We start from the raw sequence: 19987 nt of genomic DNA on the forward strand, positions 1-19987 counted from the left end.
GCCCGCTGGTCAGCGCGATACGCACCGCATCCCTGCGAAATTCATCCGTCCTGCCTGTGCCCATGGTTCATCTCCTTTGCTGCACATTACGTGATCAAAGGAGCGGCACCAAACCGCGACAGGTCCATTCCCTGTCCTTGCGCGGATCGGGTGAACAGATGCGACTGTACGAGAAACATATCCTCCCTCGGCTGACGCATCTGGCGATGGGCCAGGATCAACTTCTTCCCTACCGGCGCCGCGCCGTCTCCGGGCTGCATGGACGTGTGCTGGAGATCGGGATCGGCTCGGGCCTGAACCTTGCGCTCTACCCCGAGGCCGTGCGTCAGATCATCGGTGTTGACCCGTCGCCCGAACTCCTCTCTCGGGCCGCGCAAACCTCCCATGGCCTGATGCCCGCGGCCGAGATGATCGAGGGCGTGGCCGAAGCATTGCCGCTGGAGGATCGCAGCGTCGACTGCGTCGTCGCCACCTGGGCGCTCTGCAGCGTGTCGGAGCCGGAGAAGGCGCTCGCCGAGATCCGGCGCGTTCTCAAGCCGGACGGCATCTTCCGCTTCGTCGAGCATGGTTTGGCGCCGGAGCCCGGTGTCCGGCGCTGGCAGCGCTGGCTCACGCCCGTCTGGAAACACTGCGCCGGGAACTGTCACCTTGACCGTCCAACGGCCGGCTTGATCGAGACAAGCGGCTTCCGAATGGAGCGGCTCGACACCGGCTACGCGACAGGTCCGAAGCCCTTGGTTTTCATGTATGAGGGGCAAGCTCGCCTCTACTAAGGAAGCTTGGAAAAAGAACAACATCGGCTTTCGATTCGTGGCGCAACACTAATGGCAAGGCAATCAATTCTCGCCTCGAACTTTGGCTGCAGGCTCCGCATTATGAGGTATCATGAGTAGTCAGCAAGATAACCGGCAGGCCAATCTGACGCGCGGCATCCGCGTCGAGATCGCCAGCCTCGTCTACAACATCATCGAGGTCGTCGTATCCGTCACCGTGGGACTTCTGACCGGCAGCGCGGCACTGGTAAGCTGGGGTCTCGACAGCACGGTCGAAGCCACCTCAGCCGCGACGCTGATCTGGCGCTTGAAGGGGGAGAAGGACGGTGCCGGCAAGCGCACGGTCCTGCACCGCAAGAAGGTCGCGCTCTACGTGGTTGCCTGTGCCTTCTGGATCGTCGTCGCGGCGATCCTCTACGAGGCGGTCTCCGCCTTCATTTCGCAGAAGGCGCCGGGCTTCAACTGGTGGGGTATCGCGATTCTGGGTGCTTCGCTCGTGGTCAACCCGTTCCTCGCCTGGGGCAAGTATCGCTATGGCAAACGGCTCGATGCGCCCGCCCTGAAGTACGATGCCAAGGACACCATGATCTGCCAGTATCAGACAATCGTGGTGTTGGCCGGGATCGGTCTGACGCAATGGATGGGCTGGTGGTGGGCCGACCCGGTCGCGGCGCTTCTGATCGTGCCCTACGTTGCGTGGGAAGCGTTTGAGGCCACCAAGGATGCGCGGTCGGTCGATCCGGAGGAGGCCGACGCTACTGCCGACGCCTGACGTTGCGCATGATGAACCGGGATTTAGGCATGGGCGGCAGTTCTTCGGTTTCCAGATCCAGATCCTGATCTGGCACTTCGTAGTCGATGGCGTTCACGAAGAAACTGCAAAACGCCTTCATCTGGCTGATCGCGATCCACTCGCCCGGACAACGGTGGTTCCTGTGGTGATCACCACCGCCCTGCGGAATGAAGTCGTAGGGGGTGGCCTCCCGATCGTGAAACCGCTCGGGCCGGAACTCTTGCGGCGCGTCCCACGAGCGAGCGTCGGTATTTGTGCCGTAGAGGTCGAGCAGAACCCTGTACCCTTTGGAAAAGCGATATCCGCGCCACTCGAAATCGCTCTTCACCCGTGCCGCGACCGCGGGAAAGAACGGATACAGACGGCGGACCTCTTGCACGAAAGGTTCGAGCTGTCCCTCGTCGTCCTTCAGCTTTTGCCGCCACTCGGGATGCCGATGCAGGGCATGCGCCGCCTGGGCGATGAACGCAGAGACGGCGACGATCGGGCGTACTACGTTCAGAAGCTCCACGGCGGCAACCTTGGAGGTCAGCAGCTCCCCATTCAGATCGCGCCACGTCGCGACGACATGGGCGGCGCTTTCCTGTCCTGTCTGAAGGCTTCCGTCGCGCACCCGTTCAATAATCCCGGCTATCCAACGCTCTGCGCGATGCCGCGCCAGACGCGCACCCCAGTGCTTCCAGCCGACCGCCCCGGCGTCTTGGAAGAGCGCCGTCATCTGCGCCGTCCGCGTCTCGACCTCCGCTTCGGGAAGCGGCACGCCCGACCAGGCGCAGGCAGCTCTGGTGAGGATTTCGCGCACTTCGTCGTAGAGAACGACCTTCTCCGCCGCTTGCCAGTCCCGTGCGTAGCGGTCCAACAGGTCCCGCGTCGTGTTTTCGAGAGCTTCGATCCGCTCCGACGCCATGAGTGACATAAACATCCGCTTCCGATGACGGTGGGCCTCGCCATCGAGCCCCTGGATGCCCTTTTCGCCGAGCAGGGTTCTCTGGATACGCTTCGGCATCGAGCCTGCGCGCACGAGCCCATCCTCGGAATAGAAGACCTCCGCAGCTGCGGCACCAGTCATGCAGATCGTCTTTTGAAAGAGGATGCGGGTCTCGAACAGGTCGCCCTCAAGATCGCGGCATGTGTCCGGAATGAACCCATATGGGTTGCGCAGCAGGGCAAGCGTGCTGTCGATGCCCTTTGCGGATGGAATGCTGGACATCGATTATTTCCCCGTAACGTTTTCTTCTCGGTGGTTACGTTCGGGCTTGTTCTGCGCCGAGCGGAAGCTGTCCCAGAACAGCAGGACTGCACCGCAGAAAATCGCCACATCCGCAAGATTGAAGGACGGCCAGTGGTATGTTCCGTAATGGAAATCCAGAAAATCCGGGACGGCCTGATAACGCAGCCGGTCGAGGACATTGCCGAGCGCGCCGCCGATGATCAGACCGAGAGCGGCAGCCGTCAGCCTGTCCGGCGCGCGCCACAACCAGATCAGCAGCCATGCCACGATCACGCCAGCAAGCGCGATGAGACCCCACCATGGCACGATCCCGCCCAACATACCGAAGCTGACGCCATCGTTCAGAACCCGCACGAGATTGAGAAAGGGCAGAACCTCGACTCCGCGCTCAAGCGCCGGTGTGTTCAGGGCAAGCGCCTTGGTGCCCTGATCGAGACCAAAGGCTGCGATCGCGCAAAGCCCGCCCAGAAAGCGGCTATTCATGCCGGCGCCTTCAGATCGGCCCGCGCGTCGCGGATGATCGCCCATGACGAGTGCAGGAACAGCCCGGCGATACCGAAAGCGACGATGAGGTCTGGCCATGCGCTGCCCAGCCACGCCACAAGACCGGCGGCAACGACGACCGCCGCATTACCGATGGCGTCGTTGCGCGAGAAGAGCCAGACGGCCCGCATGTTCGCGTCGCCCTTGCGGAACCGCAGCAGTGGCAGAACGGAGATGGCGTTGACGACAAGGGCGATCATGCCAAGCAGGCCCATGAGACCTGCATCCGGCGTCGTCTGTTCGAAGACCCGGACGATGGTCGTGCCGAGGACGCCAAGACCGAGGAGCCCGAGGAAGATGCCTTGGATCAGAGCCGACCGTGCCCGCCAAGCGAGGCTCCAGCCGATGGCCAGCAGGCCGAGGAAGGTGATCGCGCCATCGCCGATGAAATCGAGCGCATCGGCCTTCACGGCCTGCGATCCGGAAATGAAACCGCCGATCATTTCGAGGACCCCGTATCCCACGTTCAGGATCACGACGATCCAGAGGGCGCGGCGGTAGGCCGGGTCCTGATGGGCAGGATTCGGCGGAATGTCTTCATCGCCATCGATCCGGTCGAAGCCATAGCCTGTCACCGCGACTGCCTTTTCGATGTCCGGCAGGCGCGCTTCGGGGGCATTCAGTGTCATGATGTGAGTTGCGGCCGACACCTTCACATCGCCGGGCGCGACTCCGGCCGACTGTGCCGCCCGCTCGATCTGTGCGGCATCCTTGGCGCAGTCCATACCGGAAACCCGGTAACGGACGGGCGGGGCATCTGCCGTCAATCCGGCACTTTCGGTGTTGGCCATGGTCGCGCTATTCCTGCTAGGATGAATCAAAGAACAACATATCAGCGAGGAGTGATATGGCGCAATTCGTCGATGACCGCAAGAGCGCAACCATCGAGCGACGGGCGAAGCTGTTTCGCGGCTTCGCGGACCCGAGCCGCCTGGCCATCCTCGGTGCACTTTGTAACGAGCCATTGGCCGTTCACGAGCTCGTCGAGCGGACGAAACTATCGCAACCCAACGTCTCCAACCATCTGAGGTGCCTGCTGGAGTGCGGGCTTGTCGCCAGCGATCGCCATGGGCGTTTCATCCGCTACCGTATCAGCAGCCCGCGCATCACGGTCCTTCTGAACGATGTGGACGCACTTCTCGACGTGGTCGCAGAGGGTGTTGAGGCGTGTGACAATTATCGTGAGGCGTGAGTCAGAACGGACGGCCGGTCGACTCGGCGCAGATCGGTTGGAAAGATGTCGTCCGTGTGCAGGGTCCGACCGAAATCCTGCTGAGGTTCGACAAGCTGGCTTCGGAAGAGACACCATTCATGTATCACTGCCACATCCTCGAACACGAGGATGCGGGCATGATGGGGCAGTTTACGGTCACATAACAGGACCCCACCCGCTCGACACCGGGCGTCGTCAAGAGCTTACGTCTTCTTGCGGCGCTCTATCAGGTGCCGGTGTCGCCTTGTTGAAACGCATTACGGAGTATGTCTAGACCCGAACGGAGAACACCTCGCTAAGCTGCGGGTCCGCCGAAGCGGCCGTCCAGTCGCTCGGCAGCATTCGTCAAAAACGGCCCAGAGCGGCCTTCTGCGCTCGGTTCGTCGCTGCATTGCAGCAATCACCAGACCTGCCATTGCATGCTTGGCGCAGCATTTTACGTTGGCCCATTGACGGCAGGCGGCAACCACTTACTTCCGACCACGATTGTTGATCCCCCAGTGGCAGCCACCGTTCGCGCGGGTTCTCGATCCGGCGGCGGAAGCCCGATGCCGGATTGTCCTCACGCCAGCCCAGCTATGCGCATAGGTGAACATCTTTCGGAGCACCTCGCCGACCCGGTTGGCGCACACCGGCGTTGGTTTCGATCCCTTGAGCTTGCGGGCGCGTCCCTCCCGTCTTCCTTCACGCCCAGCGGATCGCCCACAGCATCTATGTCGCGGCGCAACTCCTTGGCCGGCTCCCGCGCCGCCGCCGTCGACCATTCCGGCCAACGCCCCAGCGTCATCCGCCGCCGCCGCCCGGCATAGCGGTAGTCCAGCGTGAAGGCCCGGTTGCCCGAGCGGTAGATGCAGGTGACAAATCCCCGAACCTCACTGTCAAAAATCTGGTAGTCCCGACCCGGTTCCCGTGCCGCCTTACTTACTGATTTCTCGTTCAACCTCAATCGTTTCACCGTACCCAGCGTCTCCTTCTTGCATCCCACTTGAGACTCAGCCTCGCGCGCAGGGCAAGTCATATATCGCCACTCAGACCGGCGGGGAGGCGGAAGGTGGCAGAACCCCGGGGGAGGGCTGCCGGTCAATGGCTCAGAAGGGAAAAAACTACACCCTCTGTTGATTACTCCGTGAATTGCAACGAGAGCCTGTCCTGCTTATTGTCAAGCTAGTTGCATAGGTTCCAACTCAACCACATGATATGCCGCGCGATATGTTCTCTGCTTGTGGTCCTGCTCGTGTTCGCGGGCGTGACGCAGCATGGGCAAAGTGCTGGCACAGCCGGACTGTCGGCCGATCACTTTGTCGCTTCGATCAGCAATCCCGGCGACAAAGGCGGGCATGAGCACGGCTCTTCGGGGGAAACCTCTCGGCACGATATGACCGATGCCTGTGCGATTGTATGTGTTGGCACACCTACGCCTTGGCTTGCTGCCGCGCAATTTGCGCCTGTTGAGACCGAGCATTCGCTGAAATGGCACTCTATAGCGGTGACACGTGAGGGCCGTCTGGTCGGCCCCGGATACCGCCCTCCGAAATCCATCTGAACACTTGCTTGCCGCACCTTTCAAGGTGCCGAACATGGTTCGCCCTACGGGGTCTGATGGATTATTCATATGACTTGCACACTGAATCGCCGCGGCTTTCTGACCGCATCCGCTGCCATGGCCGCAGCTTTTGCCACCCCGCGCGCGGGCTTTGCGCAGCCAGCCGCGCTGGCATTGCAGGCAACGACGCGCACGCTTGACATCGATGGCCGCGCCGCCACGGTTTTCGGGCTGATTAACGGCAACGGAACGCCCGGGCTGATTCTAGACCCCGCCCAGCGTTTCCTGCTGGACCTGAACAATGATCTGACCGAGCCGACGATCATTCATTGGCATGGACAGATCCCGCCGAACGCGCAGGACGGCGTTCCCGATATGCCGATGCCGCTGCTGCAGCCAGGAGAGACGCGTGCCTATGATTTTGAGGCCGCAGCAGGCGCGCACTGGATGCACAGCCATGTGCCCATTCAGGAGATGCAGTTGCTGGCCGCACCCCTGATCGTCCGCCGCCCCGAGGATCTGCGAGCTGATCGGCAAGAGGTCACCATGTTCCTGCATGATTTTTCCTTCCGCCCGCCGGAAGAGGTGCTGGACGAAATCCGCTCGGGAAAGGGGCATGACGAGGCCGCCGAAGCCGAATTGTCACAACCAGCCGATCCCCATGCCGGTCATGACATGGGGGGCGGTATGGCCATGGATGGGATGTCGGAAATGGGCGGCATGTCCATGCCCGGTATGGCCGGGATGCAGATGGACCTGAACGACTTCGATTTCGATGCCTATCTGGTGAATGACCGCACCTTGAGCGACCCGGAAGTTGTGCGGGTAGAAAAGGGTGGCCGGGTCCTGCTGCGGGTCATCAACGGGGCTGCGGCCACGGTATTCTGGCTCGACAGCGGCGAGGTTCCGGGTCGGCTTGTTGCGGTGGATGGCCAGCCGGTGCAGCCCTTGCCAGGAACGCGCTTTGGTCTGGCCATGGGGCAGCGCCTGGATATCGAGCTTGACCTGCCCACCGGAGGCGGCGCATGGCCGATCCTTGCTCTGCGCGAAGGCGCGCAGGAGCGCACCGGCCTTATCCTTGCGACCGCTGGCGCCAAGGTGCCGGTCATGCTTGGAATGGCAGACGAGGCCGCACCTGCATTCGATATCGACCTTGCACAGGAAGCCGCCTTGCGGGCCGTTGCTCCGCTGACGGAACGAGTTGCCGATGCATCACCCATGGTGATGCTGGGCGGGCAGATGCAGCCCTATCGCTGGACCATCAACGACCGCGTGTTCGAGGATCGGATTCCGGTTACGGCCAAAACAGGCCAGCGGGTCGAGATCATGTTCCACAACATGTCGATGATGGGCCATCCCATGCATCTGCATGGCCATCATTTCCAAGTTGTCGCGATCAATGGCAGACGGTTTTCCGGTGCATTGCGCGACACGGTCTATGTGCCGCCCATGTCGATGGTCACGGTGGCGCTGGATGCGGGCGAGGCGGCGGAATGGATGCTGCATTGTCACCACATGCCGCATCTTGCCAGCGGCATGATGACGACGTTCGCGGTCTCGGCGTGACGGGAGTGACATGATGTTTCAGCGACGCATGATCCTGACCCTGGCCCTTACCGCCCCGGCGATGGCCATCGCACCGCGCCTATCTTGGGCTGGTCATTCGCTTCCACCCGAATTCCGCAGACAGCTTGAACATGACGCGAATGCGCCGATCTTCGGCAATCCTGACGGCGATGCGACTCTGATCGAGTTCTTCGACTATAACTGCCAGTTCTGCCGTGCGATGATGCCAGTGGTGGATGCCGTGTTAGGAGCCGATCCCGGCTTGCGGATGGTGATGCGGGAATGGCCGGTCTTTGGCGAGGGTTCGGTTTTCGCGGCCCGCGCGGCGCTGGCGTCGCGCAAGCAGGGCCGCTACGCCGACTTTCATCGCGCCTTGATGAGTCAGAAACCCCGGGCCGAAAGGGCCAGCGTCCTGCGTGTTGCGCGATCCATGGGTTTAGACACTCAGCAGTTGCAGCGCGATATGGGCGGCCCGGAGATTGCCCAACATATCCAGCAGTCCAATGCGCTGGCCGAGGCGATGGGGCTTGTCGGCACACCCACCTTCATCGCCGGATCGGATTCGCGCTTTGGCGCCATTTCATCAACGGAACTGGCCGAACTGGTTGCGGCCTCGCGTGGCAATTGAAGCATTTCACGAAAGGACAACGCTATGGATAATTCTGATCGACACAATAGCCACGGAAGCCAGAGCGGCGGAAGCTATGGCCGTTTTGCGGCGATGATCGCTACCTCGACGGTGATCATGTTCGGGCTGATGTATCTGAACACCTGGGCGATGGATCATGTCTTTTTCAGCCAGACCCGGATGTGGATGGCGCTTTACATGGGCGGCGCCATGGCGCTGATCATGCTGGCCTTCATGCTTGGGATGTATCGCAACCAGCGCGCCAATATGACCGTCGCAGGCCTTTCAATTCTGGCCTTTGCCCTCGGCCTGTTTCTGGTTCGCAGTCAGGCAACGGTCGATGATACCGCCTGGATGAAGGCGATGATTCCGCATCACTCGATTGCGATCCTGACATCCACCCGCGCGGATATCTCGGATCCTCGCGTGCGGGCGCTGGCGGACAGCATCATCGAGGCCCAGACGCTGGAAATCGCGGAGATGAAGGCGCTGATCGCCGATCTGGAAGGCGGGCCAGCGGCGACGCCCGAGGTCGATGGGCGCTGATGCGATACGGTTCGGCAATCGCGGATCCCGCTGCGCTTGCCGCATTCATCTGAAGGTACAACCATTACGAGGAGCAATCACATGCTGACACGCAGACATTTCATCCGAACGACGACGGCGCTGTTCGCGGCCTCCGCCGCCAGCCCGCTTATGGCCTCGACCTGGCCCGACGCGGCGCAGAAGGCCGCCTGGGATGCCGAGGTGGAAGCCGGCGGCCCCAATCCTTGGGGCCTGCACCAGCGTTTCCTGCCGCAGCGGATTGTCGCGAATGACGGTCTGGTGCCGGGCGATATCCATGTCGATGCCGTGGCCCGATACCTCTACCACATCGAAGAGGGCGGCACGGCGATGCGTTACGGCGTGGCCATCGGCCGGGGCGATCTTTACGAGCCGGGGACCTATACAATAAAGCGCAAGGCCGAATGGCCGCACTGGACCCCGACAAGGAACATGATCGAGCGCGAACCCGAGGTCTATGCGCAGTATGAAAACGGCATTGAGCCCGGTCCCCGGAATGCGCTCGGGTCACGGGCGCTTTATCTCTATCTCGGCGAGCGCGACACCTATCTGCGCATTCACGGCACGCCGTTTCCGACCTCGATCGGCAGCCGCGCCAGTTCCGGCTGCGTCCGCATGGTCATGGCCCATATCAACGGACTCTATCCACGCGTCCAGATCGGCGCGACCGCCTATCTCTATTCGCCGGAGGGCAGCGTGACGGCCATCAGCTGAACGGTCGCCCTCTGGCGAGGCCGGGCGTCAGGACGTACGCGCGTTGCAGATATGGTTGCCGTTGGCCGCCCGCAGCGGCACCAGCGTCGTTTCGACCGGCCCGACATGATAATACCAATAGCAATCATCCGCCGGGTCCAGCCGCGCCGTTGTCAGGTCCTGGTTGGGGCCGGCGATGGCGACGACCTCGTTCGGAATGGGATACGGCGAGGCCGCTTCGGCAGCGATATCGGGCGCCTGGGCCGCGCATCCGGCAAGGACGAGCAGCGTCAGGGCGATGGCGGCGGTTCTTTTCTTCATGGGAAACTCCTTGGCTATGGTGGTGTCGCGCCGGGGTGTTACGGCGCGCTGTCCTTGGTGATGCGGCTCTGGATTGCCCGTTCCCGTTCAGGCCAGGTAGATTTGATATAGGCCAGAACGGCGGCGATTTGGTCGTCACTCATGACATCGCCGAAGCCGGGCATGTCACTTTTATACCCATCGCCGACCACGGCGGCCGTGCCGTCGCGAATGATCTGTACCAGAAGCGCGTCGGCGTGATGCCATGTGTGACCGGTCTCGTCATGCGGGGGCGCCGGATAGCGGCCACTTGCGAGCGGGGTCTGCCAGTCCGGCTGGCCTTCCAGATCGGCGCCGTGGCAACTGGCGCAGTTATCGACGTAGAGCCGCTGGCCAAGCGCGATCACGGCCTGATCCTGCGCGGCTGTTCCGGTGGCCCCGCTGCCGCGCCAGAGGATCAGGATCGCAGCGGCCAGACCGACCGCTGCGATGAGGATGAGTGCGTTGCGCGTCATCTGCTACCCGTCCAGCGGAAAGGCGCGACCGTCACCGGCAATGCCGCCCCAGGCGATGACCTCGGCGGTGGCCTCGACCCCGCCACCCATGCCCGGCGAGTCGGCGGGCATCCCCGGCACGGCGATCCCGGTAATGTCGGGGCGCTGTTCCAGAAGCTGCCTTATGGCCGCGAAGGGCACATGGCCCTCGACGATATAGCCGCTGATCCGGGTCGTGTGGCAGGACCACAGGTTTTCGGGCACAGCGGCGTCGCGCTTCATACCGACATAGTCGCTGGCCTCAGTGATCTCGACCTCGAACCCCGCCTCGATGGCCAGATCGGCCCAGGCGCCGCAGCAGCCGCAGCCGGGGTCCTTGGTGACACTCAGCAGGTTCGGCTTTTCGTCCGAACCGATGGCGGCAAAGGCAAGGGTAGAGGCTGTCGACAGTATCGCCGCGACCGCAAGGATCGCCCCGCGACGCGAGAAGTGATGATTGCTCATATCTGATGTCTTTCAGGATATTGCGCGCCGTAGGGTCATTCATCCCTGTCATGGCGCAGTTGATCGGCTTGTGGCCCCTCGGGCCATGTGGCGTCAGAGAGCAGCGGATCGCGGAGGGGGCAGCGGCAAGCGCGGCCTGGCCGATTTCATATCTTGCAGCGGGGGAAAGTGTCGGATTCGGCGTGGCAAGCGGGCCGCGTTGGGCGTGATTTCGGCATTGCCGATGGCGGCACAGGCCGCACAGTCGCCATGTGGAGAATCCGGCTGCGTGGTGCAGCATTCATGCGCGACTGGCGACGCGGATGTTTCGGCCATCGAGGCCATCGACGATGCTTCCGCCGAGGCGGCGCCGGTCAGGGCCAGTGGCATCGTCACCGCCAGCATGACGGCAAGCAGTGCCGATAGCAGGAACCGCATCAGTCGCGTACCTTTTCCATCAGTTCGACGACCTCGCGGAACATCACCCGCTGACGGTCCTGATCGCCGGATTGGATCGCGTCTTCCATGCAGCTTCGCGCGTGATCCTCGATCAGCAAGCGTTCGACGCCGCGCAGGGCAGACCGGATGGCGGCGGTCTGGTTCAGGATGTCGACGCAATAGCGCCCATCCTCGACCATGCGCGAGACGCCCTGCACCTGACCGTTCAGGCGGGAAAGCCGCTTCAGGATCGCGTCTCGGTTCTGCTTGTCATGCGCCAAGGAGGGCTCCGAACTTCAACATCTGAGGCTTGTGCTATACCCTCAAGGGGTATAGAGCAAGTCTGATATACCCCCTATAGGTATTTGCCGGGAGAGAGTCATGGACCACAATCACGATCATTCGCGTGGGCATCACGATCACGGGACACACGGTGGTGCACCGGCACAGGCTGATCCCGGCAAGGCCATCGACCCGGTTTGCGGCATGCAGGTGACGATCAAGCCCGAGGCCCGGCACCGCGACTATGAGGGACAGACCTTCTATTTCTGCTCGGACGGTTGCCAGTCGAAGTTCGACGGCGATCCGTGGTTCTACGCCTCGGGCGCGGCGGCCAAGGTCGAAAAATCCGCCCCGGCAGGCACGCAATGGACCTGCCCGATGCATCCCGAAATCGTCCGCGACGAACCCGGCGCCTGCCCGATCTGCGGCATGGCTTTGGAGCCGATGATTCCCTCGGATGAAACCAGCCATGAACTGACTGATTTCACCCGGCGGCTCTGGGTCAGCGTGGCCGCTGCGGTGCCGTTGTTGATCCTGACGATGGGCGAGATGGTGGGCATTCCGGTCCGTGACTGGATCGGGCACCGCACCGCCGTCTGGCTGGAGTTCCTGCTGGCCACGCCCATCGTGCTCTGGGCGGCGCGGCCCTTCTTTCAGCGCGGGTTGGATTCCTTCAAAAACCGCTCACCGAACATGTGGACGCTGATCTCGCTGGGTGTCGGCGCGGCCTATCTCTATTCGCTCTTCGCCACCTTCCTGCCGGGCATCTTTCCCGAGGAATACCGAATGGGCGGCATCGTCGGCACCTATTACGAGGCTGCGGTTGTGATCGTCGCCCTGGTCTTTGTCGGGCAGGTGCTGGAACTGCGGGCGCGGGAGCGCACCGGCGATGCTATCCGGGCGCTGATGGATCTCGCGCCCAAGACCGCTCGGCGCATCCTGCCCGATGGCACGGAATATGACGCGCCGCTGGAAAACATCACGGCAGGCGATCTCTTGCGCGTGCGGCCGGGCGACAGCGTGCCGGTCGATAGCGAGGTGGTCGAGGGCCGTTCTTCCGTCGATGAAAGCATGATCACGGGCGAGCCGGTGCCGGTCGAGAAGGTGCAGGGCGACCGCGTGACCGGCGGCACGATTAATAAGAACGGCACGCTGGCGATCCGCGCCACCGATGTCGGCGCCGATACGGTGCTGTCGCAGATCGTCCAGATGGTCGCCGGCGCGCGACGCTCCAAAGCGCCTATTCAGGGGCTGGCCGACCGGGTTTCGGCGATCTTCGTGCCTGCGGTGGTGGTGATCGCCATTCTGGCCTTTGTCGTCTGGCTGATCTTTGGCCCCAGCCCGTCCTATGTCTTCGCCATTGCCTCGGCGGTTTCGGTGCTGATCATCGCTTGTCCCTGTGCGCTTGGGCTGGCGACGCCGATTTCCATCACCACGGCAGCGGGGCGCGGCGCGCAGGCCGGCGTACTGGTCAAGAATGCTGAGGCACTGGAACTGATGGCCGATGTGGACACGCTGATCGTCGACAAGACCGGCACGCTGACCGAAGGCAAGCCCGCGCTGACCGATGTGACCAGCTTCGGCGACGTGGCCGAGGATGAGTTGCTGGCCGCAGCCGCCGCACTGGAACGCGCATCCGAACACCCGCTGGCCGAGGCGATCGTCGCGGGCGCCAAGGCGCGTGGGCTCAGCCTTGGCAATGGCGAGGAGTTCGAGGCCGTCACCGGCAAGGGTGTGATCGGCAAGGTCGATGGCCGCGATGTGGCGCTTGGCAACAACGCCATGATGACCTCGCTTGGTATCGACTGCGACACCGGCGAGGAGACTGCGGACCGCCTGCGCGGCGATGGCAAGACCGCCATGTTCGTGGCGCTGGATGGCAGGCTGGCGGGGCTGGTCGCCGTGGCCGACCCGATCAAGTCCACCGCCGAGGCGGCGATCCATGACCTGCACGATCTGGGCATCAAGGTGATCATGGCAACCGGCGACAATGAACGCACGGCGCAGGCCGTGGCATCAAGACTGGGCATCGACGAAGTCCGCGCCGGGATGCTGCCCGAGGGCAAGAAGGATCTGGTCGACGGGCTGCGCGCCAATGGCCGCAAGGTCGCCATGGCCGGCGACGGGGTGAATGACGCGCCGGCGCTGGCGGCGGCGGATGTGGGCATCGCCATGGGCACGGGCGCCGATGTGGCGGTCGAAAGCGCCGGGCTGACCCTGCTGGGCGGCGACCTGACCGGCATTGTCCGCGCCCGCAAGCTCGCCGTGGCCACCATGCGCAATATCCGACAGAACCTGTTCTTTGCTTTCATCTATAACGCAGCCGGGATCCCGGTGGCGGCAGGGCTGCTCTATCCGGTCTTTGGCCTGCTGCTATCGCCGATGATCGCGGCGGCGGCGATGTCGCTGTCCTCGGTCTCGGTCATCGCCAATGCGCTGCGGCTGAAACGGGTGAAGCTATAGGGTTGAGGAAGCGGCGTGTGGGTTTGAAGTTTCGGTTTCAGCCCGATCAGGGTAGTCCAAAACAGATGACGCGGCTTTCCATCTGGGCGACGAAATTAATGACGACCGTTGTCAATGTGAGTTTTCTTCTCAGCGAGCCCTCTCTTGCTGGCAACGCATGGGCCGCACTTTTGTTGGCGGACTTACGATGCTGGAAAAATCATCTACCTCAACGCCACCTCAATCCTTGGCTGCAGTTTTCGTGCAGGTTGTTCCGTCGGATGTCGCTCACTGCAGTTGAGCGTCGACGTGGAAATCGCAATAAATCAATCGATTGTCGCGTAACATTCTGAAATTACGGGGTTCCCGAATTTCGCCTCTGATCTGCTCATATCCTGAAGGTCGTAGGTTCAAATCCCGCCCGACCAGTAGCTCGTGCCGGTCTCTCGTGATCTTGCCCCTGAATGTCGGCTTATTTACAGATTGTTGCCAATGCTGCGCCGCACTGCCGCAAGTCGGCTCTCCGCCCCTCGGTGCCATTCGAACGCTGACCAAGACTGCGATACTGCAGCTGCAGCGAATGGCAGCAAGGTCCGCAAAGCAGCCTACCAAGGCGAGAAATTGTAAAGGCCCCGGTCTTTCGACCAGGGCCTTGTCGTTGGGGGGATTACTCCCCCCGGCGGCTGTTTGGGCGTGACCAGATCAGGCTCGAGCCCTCGCGGTCCTCGTCATCGAAGAGGTTGGCGTAGATCGGGTGTGAGAAGCTCGGATCGTCCAGCTTCAGGCCCAGATAGTCCCGGCCCTCGTTCGAGCGCTTCGACCAGGCGGCACCGATCTCTGCGCGGCCCACCAGGATCCGGTGCGAGGGCGCGTTCTCGCCCGTGGCCCGCAGGTCGGGGACGATGCGCACGCCCTTGGCCTGAACGCTCAGGGTAACGATTTCGCCGGTGTATTCGTTGCCGGTCTTCTTGAAGGTGCCGATGGTCGCCATTGTCTGTCTCCATTCTCTCGTGTTCGGGCCCGCTCCAGTGCGGCCTCGATGGCGATCGACAGGCCGGGGACGACGGCCGGCGCAGTCCCGCCCGGGACCTCGACAGCACAGGCAGGGCTTTCTTGACCCGCGAGGAATGGGCGTAGCCCAGGGGAAGAAAGTTCAACGACGCTGTTGCGCCGAGACGTCGAAGCGCGCCCGCGCGCTGGTCTTCGGCCAGATCAGCCCATCACAGAGGACGCATGCGAGCGGTCCCGTCACGCCTGGAGAGACAGGAGACAGCGGCGATCCTGAAGGAACCAGCAGGAAGACCCGACAGGCAACCACCGGCGGTGATCACCCGGGCTGCAAGCAGGCCAGTGCGCGCCCTTCCCCGACCTGCGGGCCACGGGCGACAAGGCGCTGCACCAGATCGGATGCTGGCCGGGCCACCGGATCGGAATGTGCCGCACGAACACTCGACCGGGAGGAGAGACAGCGTTGGAAGCGCGATCAAAGCGTGCCACCGATCTCCAGAACCCCACGATCAAAGACGCCGGAATGAGGGAAAGACTGATCTCTGCAGGATCAGCAGCACCCGGGGCAAAACCGCCAGCCGATGGCCAGGATCGAAAGGCCGAGCTGGCCAGATGCCAATTTGGAGCAAGCGATCAGAGCCAACCGCATGACAGGACCGACGGCACCTCGAACGCAGCAGAAGCCGTGAGTGCGACCGCGACAGGTGCCAGCCAAAGAGAAATACCCTCCGACACAAACGTCGAAGGGTACAGACGACTCATGCAAGCATGACAGGGAAGGCGCTCAATCGATGGCCTGGAAAATCTCCGCAGCCTCAGGATGATCGCCAGCAAATTCATAAAGCCGCACATAGCCCTCGACCAACTGGTCAGCTGCGTGGTGGAATGAGAGGTGCGAGAATGCGAACAGTGTTGCGATGATTCCCGCCGCCTCGGCCGAGACCGCGCCCTGCCAGCCGTTGCCGCTACAGGCCATGCGGTAGCGCGCTTTCGAGGTCGGGGCCATGAAGAGCGGCCGCCCGCCTCGTTCATAAAAGTCCCAGTGGCCACCGCCGTAGTCTAGCGGGCAGAGACTATCCATCATGGCATAGACCATGTTCTCGGCGACAAGCATTCGGGTCGGCCCGAACAGCTCGGGTAAAAAGGTAGGGCGGCGCTGTTCGGCCACCCGGGCAACAGACGTCATCGTGCTCATGGGATCAGACTCCTTGGAATGGGAAAACCTCGAGCCCGGCGGCGCTCTCTTTCCTGCCGCTCGGCTCACAGAACTCCCTCCCCCGCTCTGCCTCTCCCCGGCGCCGGTTGATTATGTTCCTTATATGTTCTATATTGGAACTCAACCCAGCAAGGGAGATCTATGATGGTAGCTGTCCCTGATGCCCTGGCGGTGACACCGCGCCAGATCGCCTATGCCCGCTCGCTCGCGCTCCGGAATAAGACCCTCTTGCCCTGGGAGGTCCAACTGGATCGCCGCAGTCTCAGCACCTGGATCGAGGCGCAGTCGCGGCTGAAACCTCTGGACGATGGCCAACCCACCTCGAAACAGGTTGCCTTTGCCGAACGGCTCGCGCGGCTTCGGCGGCGGGCCATCCCGGATGAATGCTTCCGCGACCGGCAGCTGCTGTCCCGGTGGATCGACAGCAATCGCTGAGCCTGGATCGCGGCTCGGCCGGAATCCGGTTGATCAGGCTCTCCGCCCACTTTCCGTGAACGTGTAGCCATTGGCGAGCAAGGCCTCATCGACCGCGGCATCGGAAGACAGATAGTCGTATTCCTGTTCGAGCTGTCGGTAGAGCCAGCGGGCAAGATCGCGCAGCAGGTCAATGACAGCGCTCTCCGCGCCTTCGGTCAGGTCTTGGCCGACCGGGCTTTCACGGGTGACGGAGATGTCCATGGTGAAAGCATGATAGTAATTGCCCCGATGCCGGACTTCCGCCTGCAGCTGATAGAAATTGCGGCGCTGGATCGCCAGGAGCGCATCGGCAATCCGATGCAACTCTTCATCCCTTGGCGCGTAGGAGCGAATGGCAGAGCAAGCGCCCTTGCTGAAGGAATAGCTGCCCTCCCACGCCGCCCCATCCCCTTGCGACCAGAACCCGGTGAACCAGATGCAGGGGCTTTCGCTGGTCCCGCCGCCCATCAGCCGGGATGCCCGGGTCCGGAGACGAATCCCGAGAATTTCCGCGATGCGCTGGAAATCCTCATAGACGGCACCATACCAGTCGTGATCAAAGGCGCCCTCACGATACCAGGCCCGGGCATTGTCTTTCCCGGCCTCCGGCAGCTCGTCAAAGTGATAGACCGTGATCTCGATGATCGAAGGCATCACGCTGCCCTCCGCTGCAGAAGCGCGAGCTGTGCAGCATCGCGCCAGAACGGATCGACCAGGCGTCCTTCGGTCGCGGCAGCCTGCCTGCGCAAACCACTGGCTTCGGCATGTCTGCCCAAATCGGCGAGATGCTGCGCTTCAGCCCGCTGGCGGCAGGCCAGGGTGACCACCGCCCGCGCTTCAGTATCGCTGGCGACGGGCTGGCACCAGGTCACGTGCCGGTTTGAGACTTCGCCAGCGAGCACTAGGCCATGTTCGGCATCAACCACCGCAATCAGCTGCGGCGTGAAGTGGAGCGCGGGATCATCGCCACAGGTAATGTCGCCGCGTGCAAGGCGCGTTGTCACCAGCATCATCGCCGCCGCGAGGCTTTCATAGGTGCCGAGGGACACGCTGCGCTCAAGCGCCCACTGCTCGAGCTCGGAATCGAGATAGCGCGCCTCCCCGGAACAGCTGACGGTCAGAGGATAGCGCTGCGCCAATTGAAGCTGCGCAAGGGCCTGGCTGATCAGCACCCGCCCGGCGGATCGAAACCCTTCAGTTGAACCAGTATAGGTCATCGCGGTGTCTCCACGACGGGCAGCGGAAGCCTCTCTCCCACCTCATGACCCGTCGCTTTACCCCGTCCCAGCTCTCCCTCCCTGCCGCGCAGCAGACGCGCGCGGCCGAGGTTGTCGGCATGGCTGGTCAACCATCGCCATCAGTCAGACGTTGATGCCGCGCGGGATCGACCACGAACCCGAACAAACCGGGTTCATATTCGGCCGAAGGGATGAGGAAGCCATAGCGCTCGATGCCCGGTCCGCGCTTCCCGCCCGGTGTCGCGACCGTTTCCACAAAGCCGGGAAAGCGATCCGAACTGACCGCCGCGATCACGATCCAGTCCCGTGCATGCTGGCGCTCGAAGGTCTGGCGATCCCGTTCCCGGGATTCGCCGGCCTGGAGGGCGCGACCATGTATGGCCTCCCAGGCTTCAGGCCAGTGATTGCGCAGCGTCTCATCAGCCAGGCGGCGTTCATAGGCTGTGAACAGTTCCGGCAGCGCCTGCGCGACCGCCGCCCATTCAGCGTCCTCCTCGTAGAACCCGGAGGAGGAACGCAGCAGCGGATGCACGCGGGCATTCTGCTCTGGCGCAAGCTGAAACCCGCCATGCCCGGCGGTGGAATGGCAGAGGACGCCTTCTCCATAGATCGTCGCGCCCTGCGATGGACCCCACGGCGTATTGGCCCGAGAGGCGATCTCACGGCGCCCGAGTGCCACGCGCTCACGTTGGTGCTCGGCACTCTCCCCGACCAGCGCCCGAAACGCGGCCTCATCCGCCACATCGCCGGAATGGCCGTAGAAGTCCCCACCCTTCCATGTGTCCAGCGGGCGAGTAAGTCGCCAGCCCGTCGCCAGGAAATGCCGCCCCTGCCGTGTCGGCACCATGGCGAAGGCGGTGTCGCCGACACGGGCGACCAGCAGGCCGTCGGCGCTGCGCCCAAATTCGATAACGGGCAGATGCCAGGAGGGAGAAGCGGGGGTGATCGGGACCGTGGTGTTCATCCTGCGACCGCCTCCACGGCGTCGATGTCCTCGCCATTCAGCGCGGCGTTCAGCCATTCATGTGTACTGATCCAGCCAATGCTCTTGCGGGCCCCGAGATCGATGACATGCGCCCCGCCACCGAAAGCCTCGACCCTGGGGCGGGAACAGGTGTGAGCGAAATCGAAGCCCCAGAGGCCGGTGAGATTCAGGTCTTCGGCAAGGCGCAGCACGAAGTTTATGACGCCCTCGACATCGCCCTGATCATCATCATGGATCCAAAGCTGCGCGCCGCTCGGGCCGTCTTGCTGGACAAGATCGAAGCCGTTGAACGCAGGCTCATCGGCCTCCGCCTCTTCGGCGCGCAGGGGGTGGAACAGCGCCATCGCCTTGGCGGCATTCTCAGACGAACCCGCATCGAGCAGGCAGGAAAAGTGGGTGAAGTAGTCAGCCATGATAGGCTCCTTGTCAGAAATGAAAAACCCAGGCGCGAGGCCGGGTCTGATCGGGATTGGACTGAAGGAAAGGGTCAGCTGCCCGAGGATGTGGGAGAACCGTGCGGCACTGCAGCCTCATGGGCGGCAAGCATCTGGCGGTAAAACCGCCGCCGGGCGAGCCTGAGACCGGGATCCTTGCGGATGGTGGGATCGAAGGCGCGGGCCGCGGCGCGCAGAACTGTGAACGCTGCGGCATCGGGGACAAGGCCGAGAAGGGGATAAAATGGATCAGGTGCCGGGTCCGGCGCAGCTGGCAACGGCTCCACTTCGGTCTCGATCTTTTGGGTGCGGCCCATCCAGGGTTCCGGCCGGATCGCGCGTGCCCAGTCGGCGAAGCTCGGGATATGGCCGAGATCCTCGCGAACATGCTGCTCGCCCACCCAACGGGTCGGGATCACCCTGCCGGAGGAAAGAGTCAGCGTCTTGCCGAACACGGTTTCCAGCAGGAAGATACCTTCGGCATGGTGGCGCAAAGCTCGGTGCCGGAAGTCAGCAAGGATCAGTTTCGAGGCATCAATTATATGGACAGCATGCCGACGGTGGCGTTTTGCCCTATGCTGGCTGTCATAACCCGCAAAATCGCCGAGGCGCAGATGTTCAAACTGAGAAGCGCCGACAGTGGCGCGACCATTCTTGTGACAGA

The 19987-nt window shown here is 62.8% G+C and carries 24 protein-coding genes and 2 pseudogenes; 10 read left to right on the forward strand and 16 right to left on the reverse strand.

Going from position 1 to position 19987, the window contains the following annotated elements:
* Nucleotides 1-206: 206 nt before the first annotated feature.
* The gene (locus GL284_RS19825) at nucleotides 207-773 is read left to right on the forward strand and encodes a class I SAM-dependent methyltransferase (protein ID WP_230383522.1); all 567 of its coding nucleotides are present in this window, start codon (nucleotides 207-209) and stop codon (nucleotides 771-773) included.
* A gap of 112 nt (nucleotides 774-885) precedes the next feature.
* Complete coding sequence (locus GL284_RS19830; protein WP_196216821.1) at nucleotides 886-1545, forward strand: cation diffusion facilitator family transporter; 660 nt, start codon at nucleotides 886-888, stop codon at nucleotides 1543-1545.
* Here GL284_RS19830 and GL284_RS19835 read toward each other — a convergent pair.
* From GL284_RS19835 to GL284_RS19845, 3 genes are read right to left on the reverse strand one after another with little or no spacing between them, the layout of a single operon-like run.
* Nucleotides 1529-2776, reverse strand: coding sequence for a cytochrome P450 (locus GL284_RS19835; protein WP_155046199.1), 1248 nt, complete (start codon nucleotides 2774-2776; stop codon nucleotides 1529-1531). The two genes, GL284_RS19830 and GL284_RS19835, sit on opposite strands and share 17 nt — an antisense overlap.
* A 3-nt stretch (nucleotides 2777-2779) precedes the next feature.
* Nucleotides 2780-3325, reverse strand: coding sequence for a signal peptidase II (gene lspA, locus GL284_RS19840; protein WP_425274264.1), 546 nt, complete (start codon nucleotides 3323-3325; stop codon nucleotides 2780-2782).
* Nucleotides 3277-4131 (reverse strand): cation efflux transmembrane domain-containing protein, encoded by an 855-nt coding sequence (locus tag GL284_RS19845; protein ID WP_036743565.1) that lies wholly within the window; start codon nucleotides 4129-4131, stop codon nucleotides 3277-3279. The genes lspA and GL284_RS19845 overlap by 49 nt, the downstream gene beginning before the upstream one ends.
* 56 nt (nucleotides 4132-4187) lie before the next feature.
* Between GL284_RS19845 and GL284_RS19850 the strand changes: the two genes are divergently transcribed.
* Nucleotides 4188-4532, forward strand: coding sequence for an ArsR/SmtB family transcription factor (locus tag GL284_RS19850; RefSeq protein ID WP_036743566.1), 345 nt, complete (start codon nucleotides 4188-4190; stop codon nucleotides 4530-4532).
* A complete protein-coding gene (locus tag GL284_RS19855) occupies nucleotides 4529-4717 on the forward strand; it encodes a multicopper oxidase domain-containing protein (RefSeq protein ID WP_036743567.1) in 189 nt (62 codons plus the stop codon). The genes GL284_RS19850 and GL284_RS19855 overlap by 4 nt, the downstream gene beginning before the upstream one ends.
* 340 nt (nucleotides 4718-5057) lie before the next feature.
* Here the strand turns inward: GL284_RS19855 and GL284_RS19860 are convergent.
* Nucleotides 5058-5571, reverse strand: a pseudogene (locus GL284_RS19860) (Arm DNA-binding domain-containing protein); the annotation flags it as partial.
* Nucleotides 5572-6165: 594 nt separating this feature from the next.
* Between GL284_RS19860 and GL284_RS19865 the strand changes: the two are divergent.
* The 4 genes from GL284_RS19865 to GL284_RS19880 all read left to right on the forward strand — a co-directional run bounded on the left by GL284_RS19865 (nucleotide 6166) and on the right by GL284_RS19880 (nucleotide 9568).
* Complete coding sequence (locus GL284_RS19865) at nucleotides 6166-7662, forward strand: multicopper oxidase family protein (RefSeq protein WP_119746645.1); 1497 nt, start codon at nucleotides 6166-6168, stop codon at nucleotides 7660-7662.
* 28 nt (nucleotides 7663-7690) lie between these two features.
* Nucleotides 7691-8290 (forward strand): DsbA family protein, encoded by a 600-nt coding sequence (locus GL284_RS19870; RefSeq protein WP_230383201.1) that lies wholly within the window; start codon nucleotides 7691-7693, stop codon nucleotides 8288-8290.
* Nucleotides 8291-8383: 93 nt separating this feature from the next.
* Entirely contained in the window at nucleotides 8384-8836 is a 453-nt protein-coding gene (locus tag GL284_RS19875; protein WP_010400332.1) for a DUF305 domain-containing protein, read from the forward strand.
* Between the two features lie 81 nt (nucleotides 8837-8917).
* Complete coding sequence (locus GL284_RS19880; protein ID WP_155046200.1) at nucleotides 8918-9568, forward strand: L,D-transpeptidase; 651 nt, start codon at nucleotides 8918-8920, stop codon at nucleotides 9566-9568.
* A 27-nt stretch (nucleotides 9569-9595) separates the two neighbouring features.
* Here the strand turns inward: GL284_RS19880 and GL284_RS19885 are convergent, their stop codons facing one another.
* The 5 genes from GL284_RS19885 to GL284_RS19905 all read right to left on the reverse strand — a co-directional run bounded on the left by GL284_RS19885 (nucleotide 9596) and on the right by GL284_RS19905 (nucleotide 11543).
* Entirely contained in the window at nucleotides 9596-9868 is a 273-nt protein-coding gene (locus GL284_RS19885; protein ID WP_010400330.1) for a hypothetical protein, read from the reverse strand.
* Nucleotides 9869-9906: 38 nt separating this feature from the next.
* Nucleotides 9907-10362, reverse strand: coding sequence for a c-type cytochrome (locus GL284_RS19890; RefSeq protein WP_010400329.1), 456 nt, complete (start codon nucleotides 10360-10362; stop codon nucleotides 9907-9909).
* Nucleotides 10363-10365: 3 nt separating this feature from the next.
* Entirely contained in the window at nucleotides 10366-10845 is a 480-nt protein-coding gene (locus GL284_RS19895) for a DUF411 domain-containing protein (protein WP_010400328.1), read from the reverse strand.
* A 93-nt stretch (nucleotides 10846-10938) separates the two neighbouring features.
* Nucleotides 10939-11262, reverse strand: a complete 324-nt coding sequence (locus GL284_RS19900) for a hypothetical protein (protein ID WP_010400327.1) — start codon at nucleotides 11260-11262, stop codon at nucleotides 10939-10941.
* Nucleotides 11262-11543, reverse strand: coding sequence for a metal-sensitive transcriptional regulator (locus tag GL284_RS19905; RefSeq protein ID WP_101459771.1), 282 nt, complete (start codon nucleotides 11541-11543; stop codon nucleotides 11262-11264). Before GL284_RS19905 ends, GL284_RS19900 begins: the two co-directional genes overlap by 1 nt.
* A gap of 100 nt (nucleotides 11544-11643) precedes the next feature.
* On the opposite strand from GL284_RS19905, the gene GL284_RS19910 reads away from it, so the two are divergent.
* On the forward strand, nucleotides 11644-14007 hold the full coding sequence (locus GL284_RS19910) for a heavy metal translocating P-type ATPase (RefSeq protein ID WP_155046201.1): 2364 nt from the start codon (nucleotides 11644-11646) through the stop codon (nucleotides 14005-14007).
* Between the two features lie 646 nt (nucleotides 14008-14653).
* On the opposite strand, the gene GL284_RS19915 is transcribed toward GL284_RS19910, so the two are convergent.
* Together GL284_RS19915 and GL284_RS19920 are read right to left on the reverse strand one after the other, a co-directional pair.
* Nucleotides 14654-14977, reverse strand: a complete 324-nt coding sequence (locus GL284_RS19915) for a DUF736 domain-containing protein (RefSeq protein WP_155046202.1) — start codon at nucleotides 14975-14977, stop codon at nucleotides 14654-14656.
* A gap of 801 nt (nucleotides 14978-15778) precedes the next feature.
* The gene (locus GL284_RS19920; RefSeq protein ID WP_155046203.1) at nucleotides 15779-16189 is read right to left on the reverse strand and encodes an antirestriction protein; all 411 of its coding nucleotides are present in this window, start codon (nucleotides 16187-16189) and stop codon (nucleotides 15779-15781) included.
* A gap of 165 nt (nucleotides 16190-16354) precedes the next feature.
* On the opposite strand from GL284_RS19920, the gene GL284_RS19925 reads away from it, so the two are divergent.
* The gene (locus tag GL284_RS19925; protein WP_155046211.1) at nucleotides 16355-16645 is read left to right on the forward strand and encodes a hypothetical protein; all 291 of its coding nucleotides are present in this window, start codon (nucleotides 16355-16357) and stop codon (nucleotides 16643-16645) included.
* A 33-nt stretch (nucleotides 16646-16678) separates the two neighbouring features.
* On the opposite strand, the gene GL284_RS19930 is transcribed toward GL284_RS19925, so the two are convergent.
* The 5 genes and pseudogenes from GL284_RS19930 to GL284_RS19950 form a co-directional block, all read right to left on the reverse strand.
* A complete protein-coding gene (locus GL284_RS19930) occupies nucleotides 16679-17320 on the reverse strand; it encodes an antitoxin of toxin-antitoxin stability system (protein WP_155046204.1) in 642 nt (213 codons plus the stop codon).
* The gene (locus GL284_RS19935) at nucleotides 17320-17883 is read right to left on the reverse strand and encodes a hypothetical protein (protein WP_155046205.1); all 564 of its coding nucleotides are present in this window, start codon (nucleotides 17881-17883) and stop codon (nucleotides 17320-17322) included. Before GL284_RS19935 ends, GL284_RS19930 begins: the two co-directional genes overlap by 1 nt.
* Nucleotides 17884-18010: 127 nt before the next feature.
* Entirely contained in the window at nucleotides 18011-18868 is an 858-nt protein-coding gene (locus GL284_RS19940) for a DUF7007 domain-containing protein (protein WP_155046206.1), read from the reverse strand.
* Nucleotides 18865-19302 carry a hypothetical protein gene (locus tag GL284_RS19945; protein WP_155046207.1) on the reverse strand — a complete coding sequence of 146 codons (438 nt, stop codon included), beginning with the start codon at nucleotides 19300-19302 and terminating at the stop codon, nucleotides 18865-18867. The genes GL284_RS19940 and GL284_RS19945 overlap by 4 nt, the downstream gene beginning before the upstream one ends.
* 284 nt (nucleotides 19303-19586) lie before the next feature.
* Nucleotides 19587-19874, reverse strand: a pseudogene (locus GL284_RS19950) (DUF6915 family protein); the annotation flags it as partial.
* Between the last annotated feature and the right edge of the window lie 113 nt (nucleotides 19875-19987).

The organism is Paracoccus shanxieyensis, from assembly GCF_009711265.1.
Lineage (GTDB): Bacteria > Pseudomonadota > Alphaproteobacteria > Rhodobacterales > Rhodobacteraceae > Paracoccus > Paracoccus shanxieyensis.